Below are 13,846 nucleotides of genomic sequence, written 5' to 3' on the forward strand. Positions count from 1 at the left end.
AAGTCCTCCTATTTCCCTGATAAGATTTCTTGCTCCATCATATTTATAATACTGAATATTTCGTCTTTTTTAGTTTTTAAGGCTGCCTTATTTACAATCATCCGAGCCGATATAGAGTGCATTTCCTCAAATACAATAAGTCCATTCTCTTGTAATGTTTTTCCTGTTTCAACAATATCTACAATCGCATCTGCCAATCCAAGAAGAGGAGCGATTTCTACAGAACCTTCTATTTTAATAATTTCTACATCCTCTCCCTTATCATGAAAATAAGTAGAAGTAATATGTGGGTATTTCGTAGCAATTCTTTTCTTCCGGTAACTCTTCGGATTATACGTAGGAATAGAAGCAACACAAAACTTACAAATCCCCACTCCTAAATCCAGCATTTCATAAATATCTTTCTCGTTTTCCATTAAAATATCTTTTCCAACGATCCCAATATCAGCTACCCCATGTTCTACATAAGTAGCAACATCAACCGCTTTTACTAAAATAAATGAAACATTTGTATTTTTACTTTGAAATACAAGCTTCCGACCTTTATTTTTGAGCTCAAAACAATCAATTCCAATCTGCTCAAAAAGTGAAATGACATGTTTTTCTAATCTTCCTTTCGTTAACGCAATTTGAATGTTACGCATGAAGCCTCTCCTTCTTTCTGGACTACCCATTTCTCATTCCATACATATTCCACTAAATATTCATTCTTTGCCTCAACGACCGTTCCTATTTTATTTTTCCTTGCAAATTGAAAGGTATCGCTTAGATTAGAGAATAGAGATAACCAAGCATTCTTCCCATCCTTTCGAAGTAAATTTCGTAACCTTTCTGCTTCCGCTAATCTATTTAACTCATAATGAATCACAATATCAATTTGATTTCGTTCATATGGTTCTTGCTGCTCTTGCAGCGCCTTCACAATTTGATTTACTTGTACCGCGAGTCCAACAGCTGGCAGCATTTCTCCAAAATTCCCAATTAGCTCATCGTATCTTCCGCCACTAACGATTTCTTCTCCAATTTCATATATATATCCTTTGAAAATAACACCCGTATAGTAATCTAAGTGTTGAATCATGCCCAAATCAATTGATATGTAAGAACCATATCCTAACGTTTCAATTGTTTCATACATTTCTTTTACTCTTGCAATTGCCATTTTCATTTCATTACTTGAAGCAAGCTTTTCTGCCTCCTCAATAACTTCTAAATTTCCAAATAGCCTTGGTAATTTCTCAAGTAATCTTACTGTCTCATCGCATCGATCTAATTTCTTTTCTCCGATAAAATTTGAGAGGGCAGCATAATTTTTACTTTCTATATACGTTCTAAGTACCCTTTCTTCTTCATCATGGATGGAGAGTTTTTTTACAATACATTTATATAACTGTACTTGCCCAATCTCAATTGTAAAAGATTGCACCTTCAACTTTTGAAGTGCTTGAATGACACTTATTACACATTCAATTTCAGCTCTTACATTATCAATCCCGATAACTTCAATACCACTTTGTACGATTTCATTATATTTTCCAGAATGGGATTCATTCGCTCGAAATACATTCCCGCTATACGTCACTTTAAGTGGCGTATCCCATCTCTGTGTTCCAATCACTCTTGCTAAAGGAATTGTCATATCTGGACGTAAAACGATAATCCTTCCCTTTTCATCAAAAAATTTATACATCTTCTCTTCATCTATCGGTCTATTTTGAAATGCAAAAACATCATAAAATTCAATTGTAGGTGTTCTTATTTCCTCATAACCTCTCTCTAAAAAAGTAAGCCTTAATTTTTGCTCCACTTCTTCAATTAACGTACATTCTTCGAATAAATAATCTCTCGTTCCATTCGGGTTTGCCCGTTTCCATTTTGTCATCTGAATTTTCACACCTTTCCCCTTCTAATGTATGCCTATTTCATTCACCTAAGCCGAAAATAAAAAGAGCCTTGTAGACAAAATACCTACAAGGCTCTTCAGTAGAGTGTAGGTACAACGGGAATACCCCTTGTACCTACACGTTTTCACGCTAGGTTCAAGGGTTTCATGTATGATGATGTAGTTGTGTAAGCATTGTAATAGATTTTATTGTATTCATAATACTTACTCCCTTTCTCCTCTGATTTTCACATAGTATATAACAGTTAATTTTGAATGTAAATACATTTTTAATATTCCGTCACTTTTTTAAATATAAAGCCACTTTTCTTTCATACTCTTTTATTTCTTGTTCATATTGCATTGTAATACTAATTTCATCTAAACCATTCAATAACTTCTCTTTCCACATTTTCTCGATTGTAAAATGAAATCTGTGCATATTCGTTATAATTATTTCATTTTCTAAATCAACTGTGATTTGTTCCCTCGCATCTGTTTTTGCAAGTTGTTCACGCATATCTTTGTCCATTACAATCGGTAACATGCCATTCTTCATACAATTCATATAAAAGATATCGGCAAATCCTCCAGCGATAATAACGCGGAAACCATAATCAGCAAGCGCCCATGGAGCATGTTCTCTAGACGAGCCACATCCAAAATTATCACCTGTGATTAATATGCTGGCTCCTTTTCTTTCTTGCGCATTAAGCGGGAAATTAGGGTTTTCTTGGCGATTATTATCATATCGCCACTCATCAAATAAAAACTTCCCAAACCCAGTTCTTTCAATTCTCTTTAAATATTGCTTCGGAATAATTTGATCTGTATCAATGTTATCATTCATCAGTACTGCGGCAGTACCTTTATGAATACGAAATGGCTCCATCATAACTCTCCTTTCTAATATCAACAAAATGACCATGTAACGCAGCCGCTGCCGCCATTGCCGGGCTAACTAAATGCGTTCGTGCTCCCTTTCCTTGTCTTCCTTCAAAATTGCGATTTGACGTAGAGGCACAATGTTCTCCTTCAGGCACTTGATCTGGATTCATACCTAGACACATTGAGCATCCGGGCTCTCTCCATTCAAATCCAGCTTCTTCAAATATGCGATGTAATCCTTTATGCATCGCTGCTTCTCTTACCCTTTGAGATCCAGGTACAACAAGTGCTCGCACACCTTCTTTTACTTTTTTACCTTTCACGACAGATGCAGCAATTTCTAAATCAGAAAGCCTAGAATTTGTACAAGATCCAATGAAAACATGTTGAACTGGAATGTCATACGTACTTTGTCCGGGACTCAACCCCATATAAGAAAACGCTCTTTCGTCATTTGCATCATGCTTTTCTGGCAATTTCTCATCAATCCGAACACCCATACTAGGATTTGTTCCCCACGTAACGTACGGCGCTAAATCCGTAACATCTACTAGAATATGTAAATCATAAACTGCATCTAAATCTGTATAAAGTTCTGACCATTTTTCCTTAATAGATTCATAGTCTTTCGGCGCATATTTACGCCCTTTTACGTAAGCAACCGTTTTTTCATCTGGTGCAATAATGCCAGCCTTTGCTCCCCCTTCAATTGCCATATTGCAAAGCGTCATCCTCTCTTCCATATCCATAGCATGAATGGCCTCTCCGTAAAACTCCATTACGTAACCTGTTCCAACTGCTACTCCGTACTTTGAAAGGAGATGTAAAATAATATCTTTCGCATAAACACCTTGCGGTAACTTTCCTTTTAACTCAATGCCCATCGCTTTCGGCTTTCGTTGCCATAACGTTTGCGTTGCTAATACATGTTCCACTTCACTCGTACCAATACCAAACGCTAGTGCGCCAAAAGCACCGTGTGTTGCTGTATGACTATCACCACAAACAATCGTTTTTCCTGGCTGTGTGAGTCCAAGTTCTGGTCCTATAACATGAACGATCCCTTGCTCTTCATCTCCGATATCCGCTAATGGCACCTGAAATTGTTTACAGTTTTCCCGGAGTGTATCTAGTTGCTGCTTCGCAATGCGATCGGTAATATTCCAAACATCTTTCGTTGGAATATTATGATCCATTGTTGCAAATGTTAAATCTGGTCTGCGGACTGTTCGATTTGTAAGCCGCAAGCCTTCAAAGGCTTGCGGTGACGTTACTTCATGAACAAGATGTAGATCGATATATAATAAATCCAATCCATTTTCATTTGTCGCAACTACATGTCTTTCCCAAAGCTTATCTAGTAACCTTTTCCCCATTATTTTCCTCTCCCTACTAACGCTTGCTCTTCCATTTCTTGCATAACTGCCTTTGTAAATGAAGTTGTCGTTTCAGTCCCCCCGATATCTGCTGTACATTTTCCTGATTTAAGGACTGCAGAAACTGCTTCTTCAATTGCATATCCTTCTCTCGTTAATCCGAACGATTGCCCAAGCATCATTGCAACAGAACGCATCATCGCAATTGGATTTGCCTTATTTTTCCCCGCAATATCCGGTGCTGATCCGTGAATAGGCTCGTATAATGAAGGCCCCTTTTCAGCGTGACTTGCTGATGGAAGCATTCCTAATGATCCAGCTAATACTGAAGCCTCATCACTTAAAATATCACCAAATAAATTTTCCGTTACAATAACATCAAATCTTCCTGGATTCCGAATTAATTCCATAGCCGCTGCATCTACTAAAATGTGTTCTACTTCCACATTTGGGTAACGAAGTGCTACTTCTTCTGTCACAGTTCTCCATAGTTTACTAGATTCTAAAACATTCGCTTTATCAATAGATGTTACTTTTTTCTTCCGCTTATTTGCTAATTGAAAGGCATACGAAACGATACGTTCAATTTCATGTCGATGATACGTAAGTGTATCTGTCGCCACTTCTTCCGTTCGCTCTTTCGGATAAGAAAAATAAATTCCGCCTGTTAATTCACGAACGACAACGAAATCAATTTCATCAGCATTTTTTAATGGTGATAAATGTGCAGTTGCACTTTCTACCGTTACAGGGCGAACATTCGCAAATACACCGAGTCCTTTTCTTAATGCTAATAATCCTTTCTCAGGCCTTTCTTTCGCACTATCCCACCTTGGTCCACCTACTGCTCCAAGTAAAACCGCATCACTCGCTAAACAGGCGGCAAGTGTTCGCTGTGGTAATGGTTGCCCAGTTAAATCGATAGCAACACCACCAAAGTACTCATCTTGCAAATGAAAATGATGTCCATATAGCCTTTCTACCATATGCAATACTTCCTTCGCACTTTCCATAACTTCTGGACCAACACCATCACCAGCTAAACAAACGATACGTTTTTCCATTTTTAACACTCCTTTTAACTGAATTTTCAGAACTTCGATTTGATAGGTGAGGAAAGCTTCTCTCACCTATCAAATATTTATTTCACAAGCGCTATAAGAGATTTTAATTTCCCTGCTGCATGGACATAAGCTCTCGCCGACGCTTCCAATACGTCTTGCGCAACTCCGAAACCTGATATTTGGTGACTACCTTCTTTTAATTCAACATGAACGTGAGCAAGTGCATCTTGACCTTGTGTAATAGATTGTATGCGATAATCTGCCAATTCACATTCTAATCCTAAAATTCTTTGAATCGCATTGTATATCGCTTCAATACTACCAGAACCAGTGGCTGCATCTTCATATACATTTCCTTCCTCATCCTTCAGCACAACTGTTGCGCATTGTGTACTATTTGATACGAAATGCACTTGTAATTGCGTAATGTTATATTGCTGGGCTGCAAATGCTGCTTCACCAAGCATAATTGCGCGTAAATCTTCCTCAGTAATTTCCTTTTTACGATCCGCCAATTTTTTAAATGCTTCGAATGCCGCATCTCGCTCTTCATTTGTAAATTCATAACCAAGCTCTTTCATTTTTTCCGTAAACGCATGACGGCCAGAATGTTTCCCAAGTACAAAGAGATTTTGAGATTCTCCTATAAGCGCTGGTTCGATAATTTCATAAGTTGTTACTTCTTTTAGAACCCCATCTTGGTGGATGCCTGATTCATGAGCAAATGCATTCGCTCCAACGATTGCTTTATTTTTCGGTACAACCATACCCGTTAACCTGCTTACTAATGTACTCGTTGCCTTAATCTCTTTTAAAGTCATCGAAGGTTCTGCTTTATAAAAATCTTTTCTAATATGAAGAGCAACCGCAACTTCTTCTAACGCTGCATTCCCTGCTCTTTCTCCAATGCCATTAATCGTTCCTTCTACTTGCAATGCTCCACCTTCAACCGCAGCTAACGAATTTGCTACTGCCATACCAAGATCGTCGTGACAATGACAAGAAAAAATCGCTTTTTCATATGATGGAACGGATTCTTGTAAGTATCTAAAAAGAGAATAATATTCTTCCGGATTCGTATATCCAACTGTATCCGGAATATTAATTACATTCGCTCCTGCGCGAATCGCAGTTTCTACTGCTTCAGCTAAAAATGCTCTCGATGTTCTTGTCGCATCTTCTGCAGAAAATTGTACTGTCGGAAATAATGATTTTCCAAGCGTAACCGAACGATGAATACTATTTAACACATCTTCTTTTGACATACAAAGTTTATATTTCATATGAATATCACTCGTAGCTAGAAATACGTGTAGACGAGGAGATACAGCACCTTTCACAGCTTCATATGCTCTTCGAATGTCACTTTCTTTCGCTCTAGCTAAACTCATAACCGTAGCATTTTGAATTGTATTCGCGATGCGTTTTACCGATTGGAAGTCACCTTCGGAAGCTGCCGCGAATCCAGCTTCCATTACATGAATACCAAGCCTCTCTAATTGCCTAGCAATTTGTAACTTCTCTTGTTCATTTAAATTTACTCCTGGTGATTGTTCGCCATCACGAAGCGTTGTATCCATGAACAAAATCTGCTTCATATTATTTAATCCCTACCTTTACTCGCGGCTGTACGAAAGGCATCATTTCACGTAATTTACGTCCAACTACTTCGATTTCATGTTCATTCTCTTTCTCATTTGTCGCATGGAAATTTGGTTTTCCTGCTTTATGCTCTGCAATCCAGCCTCTTGCAAATGTACCATCTTGAATTTCTGCTAATACTGTCCCCATCGCTTTCTTCGTATCTTCAGTCACAACGCGCGGTCCTGATACGAAGTCTCCCCACTGCGCTGTATCTGAAACTGAATATCTCATATTTTCAAGTCCACCTTCGTACATAAGGTCGACAATTAGTTTTAGTTCATGTAAACATTCAAAATATGCAAGTTCCGGTTGATAACCAGCATCAACTAACGTTTCAAATCCAGCTTTTACTAGCGCAGTTACTCCGCCGCAAAGCACAGCTTGCTCTCCAAATAAATCTGTTTCTGTTTCTTCTTTAAACGTCGTTTCTAATACACCGGCTCTCGTCGCTCCAATTCCATCAGCATAAGAAAGTGCCTTTTCAGTCGCAACTCCTGTTGCATCTTGATATACGGCAAATAATGCAGGAACAGCCCCGCCCTCGGCGAACGTACGACGTACGAGATGCCCCGGTCCTTTTGGCGCTACTAGAAATACATCTACATTAGCTGGTGGTTTTACTTGATCAAAGTGAACATTAAATCCATGTGCGAACACGAGAGAGTTTCCGGCCTGTAAATTTGGTGCAATTTCAGCTTCATATACTTCTGGTTGTAATTCATCAGGTAGAAGAATCATTACTACATCAGCTTTTTCCGCTGCTTCTGCTACTGTATATACAGAAAACCCATCTTCATTCGCTTTATCCCAAGACTTACCTTTTCTTAAACCTACTACTACATCAAATCCGTTATCTCGTAAATTTTGCGCATGCGCATGACCTTGCGAGCCATATCCGATGATTGCTACTTTCTTTGCCTTTAATACATTTACTGTTACATCTTTCTCATAATAAACTTTTGCCATTTTCATTTCCCCCTATATTTAAATGATTATTGAATTAACATAACTTGCTTATCCTGTTTTTTCATACTACGTGTAAATGCTGTTACACCTGTTCTCGCAATTTCTTTCAAACCGTATGGACGAAGTAATTCAATTAACGCTTCTACTTTATCTTGCGTACCTGTTACTTGCACAACTATGGAATCCTTCCCAACATCTATTACAGCGGCTCGAAACGGTTCAATTAAACTATATAATTCTGCCCTCGCTACAGAAGTTGCTACTTTAATAAGAGCAAGCTCTCTAGCAATCATTGCTTCTTCTGTAATATCTGACACTTTCAGAACATCGATTTGCTTATGAAGTTGTTTAATTAACTGCTCAACTTGCTGTTCACTTTCCACATGCACAACTATCGTCATTCGTGAAATATCCGATGATTCCGTATGCCCCACTGAAATACTTTCAATATTAAAATGTCTTCGGGTCATAACACCTGTAATTCTATTTAACACACCGCTCTGATTACGAACTGTCGCTGTAACAATTCTCTTCACCTTTTTTCCACTCCCTCCATTTGGTGAACACCTTTCCCGGGCGCAACCATCGGCATAACTTTCTCAGATTGAAGTACACGGCAATCAATTACGACTGGTTCTTGTAATTCGATCGCATGCTGGATTTGCTTCTTTGCAAGAAGTGGATCATCAATACGAACACCTTTTATACCATACGCATTCGCAAGAGCGACGAAATCTGGTTGGCATAGCAATAAAGAATGTGAATATCTTTGATTATAAAATTCGTCTTGCCATTGCCTTACCATCCCTAAAGCTTCATTATTTAAAATAAATACTTTAACAGGTAAAGAATGTTCTTTTAATACACTTAATTCTTGCAGAGTCATTTGAAACCCAGCGTCACCGACAATTGCAATGACTAGTTCATCTGGCTTTGCAATTTGTGCACCAATTGCTGCCGGAAATCCAAATCCCATCGTCCCTAATCCTCCAGAAGTTACCCATTTATCTGGATTTTTCAACGGATAGTATTGTGCTGCCCACATTTGATGTTGCCCAACGTCTGTTGTTACAATCGCTTCTCCTTTCGTGATTTCATATAGCATATCAATCGCGTATTGAGGTTTAATACTTTCAGAATTTCGTTTATAAGAGAATGGATACTTTTCTTTTCTACTCTTTAATAAAGAGAGCCATTCATGATGATTTTCTTTCTTTCCTTCTGATTGAAGCAATACTTCTAACGCCTGCTTAGCACTTGCAACAATAGGAATCTCTGTTGGCACATTTTTCCCGATTTCTGCTGGATCAATATCAATATGTGCGACAGTCGCACCTTTAGCAAAATAAGCTAAATTCCCAGTAAGACGATCGTCAAATCTCGCACCTATATTAATCAGTAAGTCGCATTCATATAACGCCATATTAGCTGTATAAGAACCGTGCATTCCCCCCATCCCTAGAAATAGCTCATCATCTGGTGGAAAACCACCAAGTCCAAGTAATGTATGCACAACAGGGATTTCATATTTACGTGCAAAACTTGTCAATTCTTTCGAAGCTTTCGCATGCAATATACCTGCTCCAGCTAAAATTAACGGTTTTTTTGCGGTTTCAATTGCTTGTAGTAATTTGTTTATTTGAAGTAGATTCGGTTCATAATTTGGATTATATCCTGGTAAATCCATTTGTACATTGCTACATCGCTCACCTTTCTCGACTACCATATCTTTCGGAAGGTCAATAACGACTGGTCCTGGTCTTCCTGTTCTAGCAATATGAAATGCTTCTTTAATAATTCGAGGTAAATCTGAAGCCTTTCGCACTTGATAGTTATGTTTTGTCACCGGCATCGTAAGCCCCATAATATCAGCTTCTTGAAAAGCATCACTTCCAATTAACGTCGTTGCTACTTGGCCTGTAAATACTACAAGTGGCAATGAATCAATCATCGCGTCTGCTAGACCAGTAATAACATTTGTAGCACCTGGTCCACTCGTTGCAATGACAACCCCTGGATTACCAGTAATTCTGGCATATCCTTCAGCAGCGTGAATAGCCCCTTGCTCATGCCTTGTTAAAATATGCGGAATTTCACAATCATACAGTGCATCATAGAGAGGTAAAACGGCACCACCCGGATAACCGAAAATCACTTCTACGCCTTCCTTTTCTAGCGCTTCTAACAATAGCTGTGCACCAGTTGCCAGTTTCTCTTCCGTTTTTGAAGACATTGTTCTTATAAGCCCCCTTTTTCAAACTTTTATACAATAAAAAAATCCTACGTCCACACTCCAGCTATGTGCTGAAGGGACGAAAGATTTCGCGGTACCACCCTTCTTTGCAAGAATACTCTTGCCTCAGTGATCCATAAATGGATCTAGCTAATAACGGAGCTACCGTCTAAGCCTAGACAAATGCTTTAGCTTAGCACTCAAGGGCGATGTTCGTCGACGTGAACCATCGGTTTTCAGCAACCACCGACTCTCTGTGAGGCTTCACAATCAACTACTCCTCCCTATCAACGCTTTCTTATGTTAAAAAAGTTGTTATCCAACTTTATTTTCTTCGTAAATTTTCTCTCCATCTTCTACAACTAACTTACGAAACTCTTCTAATAAACGGTTCGTATGTGGACCTGTTTGCCCTAAGCCAATCGTTCTACCATCTACTGTCGTAACAGCAATAACTTCAGCAGCTGTTCCTGTTAAAAACACTTCATCAGCTACATATACATCATGTCTTGTAAATAACTCTTCTCTTACGTCATACCCAAGTTTTTCGCCGATTTCTAAAATAGCGTTTCGTGTAATACCTTCTAACGCTCCAGCAGAACTTGGTGGTGTAATTAATTTATTTCCTTTTACAATAAACACGTTATCTCCTGATCCTTCAGCTACATATCCTTGATCATTTAACATAAGTGCTTCTTGTACTCCAGCTAATTTCGCTTCAATACGAACTAAAATATTGTTTAAGTAATTTAAAGATTTTACTTGAGGGGATAAAACATCGGGACGATTTCGGCGCGTTGCAACTGTTACAACTGGAATCCCTTTCTCATAATATTCTTGTGGGAATAAAGATAATTGTTCTGCAATTACTACTACATTCGGCTTCTTACATGAATCGGGATCTAATCCAAGATTTCCTGCTCCTCTCGATACAACAAGGCGAATGTATCCATTAGATAATTTATTTTGTCGAATCGTCTCAACAACAATATTTGTTACTTCATCTAATGAATATGGAATTTCTAAAAGGATTGATTTTGCTGATTCATACAACCGGACAAGATGCTCTCTCAAACGGAAAACATTACCGCTATAAACTCTAATTCCTTCAAATACTCCATCGCCATATAAATAGCCATGATCATATACTGAAACTTTTGCTTCATCTTTTGGAACAGATTCTCCATTTAAGAAAATCCATTGCTCATTCACTGGAAGCGCCTCCTATGTTCTATGAATTTTTTATTGTTTCCTAGTTTACTCTCCTTTTTAAATAAATCAAGTGAATTTTTAGAAAATTTATAATCTTTAATCGTACGTACATCTTAAATTATATTGATTTAACAACATTGTTAACGTTTACAAAAAGTTCAAAATTTTTTTCGCCAATTTTCACTAAAAAAATATTTGTTTAAAAGAAGGATTTTCATCAATTAATACGAATCTATTGTATTCAATAAACGGACGTCCGATTTTATAAATCCGGGAATATATAACGACTTTTGCTGAAAAAGGGGGAAAATAACAAAAATAGCGCTGTCTAAAAATAACATTCATATTTTTCATTTCGTAATCATAATCCTATTTTTAAAAAACAATTTGTCAAAATGAAGGAGGAAATAAATATGGCGTGTGTACAAATTAAAGGAACGAGACAAGAGGTAGTAGAAATGCTGCAATTATTTGATCTAATGGACACGAAAGGTTTTTGTAAATTCGATAATTACGTAGAGGTAGAACCAAATACGCAAGAACATAATCATTTTATTGCTTCAATCGACATCCATTCAAATACTTCTTCTGCACAAGATACATTAAACGATCAATTCGTTAGTCAAATGCTTACTGGCGTATATAACGACTAAACAAAGATTTACTTCCTACCGTCTTTTCATAAATATATGCAGTGAACTTGAGCATACTAGCAATTAGATGGTAGGAGGTGAGAATTATGGCTAGAATTGGCGTTGAAAACTCATTAACAGACGTTCAACAAGCTCTTCAGCAACAAGGTCATGAAGTTGTTACACTTAACTCAGAACAGGATGCACAAGGGTGTGATTGTTGCGTTGTAACTGGGCAAGATTCTAATGTGATGGGCATTGCAGATGCATCAATTAAAGGATCAGTCATTACAGCTCACGGTTTAACAACGGATGAAATTTGTCAACAAGTTGAAAGTCGCACTTAAAAAATGAAAGAGGACTCCTTTTAAAAGGAGTCCTCTTTTTTATATTCACCTAACGGGAAAGTAACATATACTGGATGAAAGCCCTACCTCTCTCTCATCATTACGGTTCCACTGACCGCTCCTTGATTCACTAGTATACATATATAGCTTACAAATACAATTTATAGGGTTTGTTCACAAAAGTTGTTGATAAAATTACCCGATCTTTCGCAAACTTTTCGTATTGCATTCATAAGAGATATTTACTTTACACTAGCTGTAACCGAGACACGAACTAAAATTCTAACACCAATACAATAACTTGTCAACTTTTTTCCACAAATTAAAAACAGACAGTAACGGTTTGTCTGTTTTAGAATGGAGCTTTTTCTTTTATTACATATACAACAAAGCCGCTTACTAACATAAATAAGCCAACTACTAAGTTTTTGATATTAATCATAAATTCCTCTCCCTTATTCCACACATCATATATATTTACATTTCAATTATTCCGATCATCCTAAAGCGCACTTTTTCTAATATATCATAATTCCTAAAAAATGCAAGTTCACTTTCGACGACCATTCACAAATTTATCTACAGTGCTTGGTACCGTATTTAAAGCCTTTTCAATTAAATGTGTACTACTATTAAGGTGTAATACTTGCACACCGTTAGAACCGACTACTAAAAAAGCAACTGGGCTAATAGAAACCCCAGCCCCGCTTCCTCCTCCAAATGGATGCCCTTGCTTGTTCTCTTTATGCTGATTTTGCCCACCGTTATGTTTTTCAGTAATGAAATCCCCTTTAAAATCACTTCCACCAGCTCCAAAACCAAAAGCCACTTGAGATACTGTTAATACTACATTTCCGTCAGCTGTTGAGACCGGGCTCCCAACAATTGTATTTACATCTACCATCTCTTTTAAATTTGTCATTGCCGTTTTCATTAAATTTTCAATTGGATGTTCCATTATGTATTGCACCCTTTCCTCATTATTCCTTTTTATACTTTCCAAAATAGAGGAAGTCATACTAACTTTTCCTATTTCAAGAAAACATTTTCCTCCTTTTATAAGATACTACTCCCTGTACATGCTCCGGTATAGTGAAACTTTAATCAGTGGGATGTGTACGTAGCTCGACTCCCACAAATAGCAGGATAAAAAAGAAAAAGAGATACATACTACTATTGAACCTTGTTATGAAAGGAGTCATGACTTTGACTGAGAAATTTGATGATTATAAAAGAAGAGATAGAATAGATAGTGATTATAGTGACTATAAAGAAGAGTACGCCGCTGAGGTTGCACCACAACGCATTGATTATGATTACGATGATAAAGACGATAAAGATGTTGTAAAATCATCCGCCGCTGGATCAACTGCTGGTTTTATCGCTCTTGCGCTATCTATCTTATCGCTATTTACATTCCCAACACTATTTGGTCTTGTTTCTGTTTTACTCGGTATTTACGCTTATAATCGCGGAGCTACTGTAACTGGCGGTATCGCTGCAGTTGTCGGTGGGATTGCTGCACTTATCGCAATTTTATTCCGAGTAGCACTAATTGGTTTACTGTTCTCTCTGTTCTAAAAAAGAAAAAGGTATCTCGCT

At 37.6% G+C, this 13,846-nt stretch carries 15 protein-coding genes and 1 other annotated feature; of the genes, 3 read left to right on the forward strand and 12 right to left on the reverse strand.

The genetic code is table 11. The features are described from left to right. Positions 1 to 8: 8 nt before the first annotated feature. From hisG to ilvE, 10 genes are all read right to left on the reverse strand, one after another. On the reverse strand, positions 9 to 644 hold the full coding sequence (gene hisG / locus C4S65_RS05060; RefSeq protein ID WP_001244496.1) for an ATP phosphoribosyltransferase: 636 nt from the start codon (positions 642 to 644) through the stop codon (positions 9 to 11). After that, positions 620 to 1,882: an ATP phosphoribosyltransferase regulatory subunit gene (locus C4S65_RS05065; protein WP_000170292.1), complete on the reverse strand. Its 1,263-nt coding sequence runs from the start codon at positions 1,880 to 1,882 to the stop codon at positions 620 to 622. The genes hisG and C4S65_RS05065 overlap by 25 nt, the downstream gene beginning before the upstream one ends. Positions 1,883 to 2,183: 301 nt before the next feature. Further along, entirely contained in the window at positions 2,184 to 2,774 is a 591-nt protein-coding gene (gene leuD, locus C4S65_RS05070; protein WP_061666725.1) for a 3-isopropylmalate dehydratase small subunit, read from the reverse strand. Further along, positions 2,752 to 4,146: a 3-isopropylmalate dehydratase large subunit gene (gene leuC, locus C4S65_RS05075; RefSeq protein ID WP_000518099.1), complete on the reverse strand. Its 1,395-nt coding sequence runs from the start codon at positions 4,144 to 4,146 to the stop codon at positions 2,752 to 2,754. The genes leuD and leuC overlap by 23 nt, the downstream gene beginning before the upstream one ends. Beyond that, on the reverse strand, positions 4,146 to 5,210 hold the full coding sequence (gene leuB / locus C4S65_RS05080; RefSeq protein WP_000415385.1) for a 3-isopropylmalate dehydrogenase: 1,065 nt from the start codon (positions 5,208 to 5,210) through the stop codon (positions 4,146 to 4,148). The genes leuC and leuB overlap by 1 nt, the downstream gene beginning before the upstream one ends. Before the next feature lie 77 nt (positions 5,211 to 5,287). Then, positions 5,288 to 6,808: a 2-isopropylmalate synthase gene (leuA, locus tag C4S65_RS05085; protein WP_042972357.1), complete on the reverse strand. Its 1,521-nt coding sequence runs from the start codon at positions 6,806 to 6,808 to the stop codon at positions 5,288 to 5,290. A gap of 1 nt (position 6,809) precedes the next feature. After that, entirely contained in the window at positions 6,810 to 7,820 is a 1,011-nt protein-coding gene (gene ilvC / locus C4S65_RS05090; RefSeq protein ID WP_001151716.1) for a ketol-acid reductoisomerase, read from the reverse strand. A gap of 26 nt (positions 7,821 to 7,846) precedes the next feature. Further along, positions 7,847 to 8,356 (reverse strand): acetolactate synthase small subunit, encoded by a 510-nt coding sequence (gene ilvN, locus C4S65_RS05095; RefSeq protein ID WP_000822952.1) that lies wholly within the window; start codon positions 8,354 to 8,356, stop codon positions 7,847 to 7,849. Next, the gene (gene ilvB, locus C4S65_RS05100) at positions 8,353 to 10,053 is read right to left on the reverse strand and encodes an acetolactate synthase large subunit (protein ID WP_000095840.1); all 1,701 of its coding nucleotides are present in this window, start codon (positions 10,051 to 10,053) and stop codon (positions 8,353 to 8,355) included. Before ilvB ends, ilvN begins: the two co-directional genes overlap by 4 nt. A 72-nt stretch (positions 10,054 to 10,125) precedes the next feature. After that, positions 10,126 to 10,353: a binding site (T-box leader), on the reverse strand. Between the two features lie 15 nt (positions 10,354 to 10,368). Continuing rightward, a complete protein-coding gene (gene ilvE, locus C4S65_RS05105) occupies positions 10,369 to 11,265 on the reverse strand; it encodes a branched-chain-amino-acid transaminase (RefSeq protein WP_103945158.1) in 897 nt (298 codons plus the stop codon). A gap of 413 nt (positions 11,266 to 11,678) precedes the next feature. Here ilvE and C4S65_RS05115 point away from each other — a divergent pair, with 413 nt between their 5' ends. Both C4S65_RS05115 and C4S65_RS05120 read left to right on the forward strand, forming a co-directional pair. Then, the gene (locus tag C4S65_RS05115) at positions 11,679 to 11,918 is read left to right on the forward strand and encodes a DUF3911 family protein (RefSeq protein ID WP_000752514.1); all 240 of its coding nucleotides are present in this window, start codon (positions 11,679 to 11,681) and stop codon (positions 11,916 to 11,918) included. An 86-nt stretch (positions 11,919 to 12,004) separates the two neighbouring features. Continuing rightward, entirely contained in the window at positions 12,005 to 12,244 is a 240-nt protein-coding gene (locus C4S65_RS05120; RefSeq protein WP_000101021.1) for a YkuS family protein, read from the forward strand. Between the two features lie 352 nt (positions 12,245 to 12,596). On the opposite strand, the gene C4S65_RS05130 is transcribed toward C4S65_RS05120, so the two are convergent. Continuing rightward, entirely contained in the window at positions 12,597 to 12,686 is a 90-nt protein-coding gene (locus C4S65_RS05130; RefSeq protein WP_000608227.1) for a hypothetical protein, read from the reverse strand. A 108-nt stretch (positions 12,687 to 12,794) separates the two neighbouring features. Further along, positions 12,795 to 13,262, reverse strand: a complete 468-nt coding sequence (gene ytfJ / locus C4S65_RS05135) for a GerW family sporulation protein (RefSeq protein WP_042972355.1) — start codon at positions 13,260 to 13,262, stop codon at positions 12,795 to 12,797. A 188-nt stretch (positions 13,263 to 13,450) separates the two neighbouring features. Between ytfJ and C4S65_RS05140 the strand changes: the two genes are divergently transcribed. Continuing rightward, positions 13,451 to 13,825: a hypothetical protein gene (locus tag C4S65_RS05140; protein WP_000136546.1), complete on the forward strand. Its 375-nt coding sequence runs from the start codon at positions 13,451 to 13,453 to the stop codon at positions 13,823 to 13,825. Positions 13,826 to 13,846: the final 21 nt, after the last annotated feature.

The sequence above is a fragment of the Bacillus sp. ok061 genome, assembly GCF_900108285.1.
Taxonomy (GTDB): Bacteria; Bacillota; Bacilli; order Bacillales; family Bacillaceae_G; genus Bacillus_A; species Bacillus_A thuringiensis_S.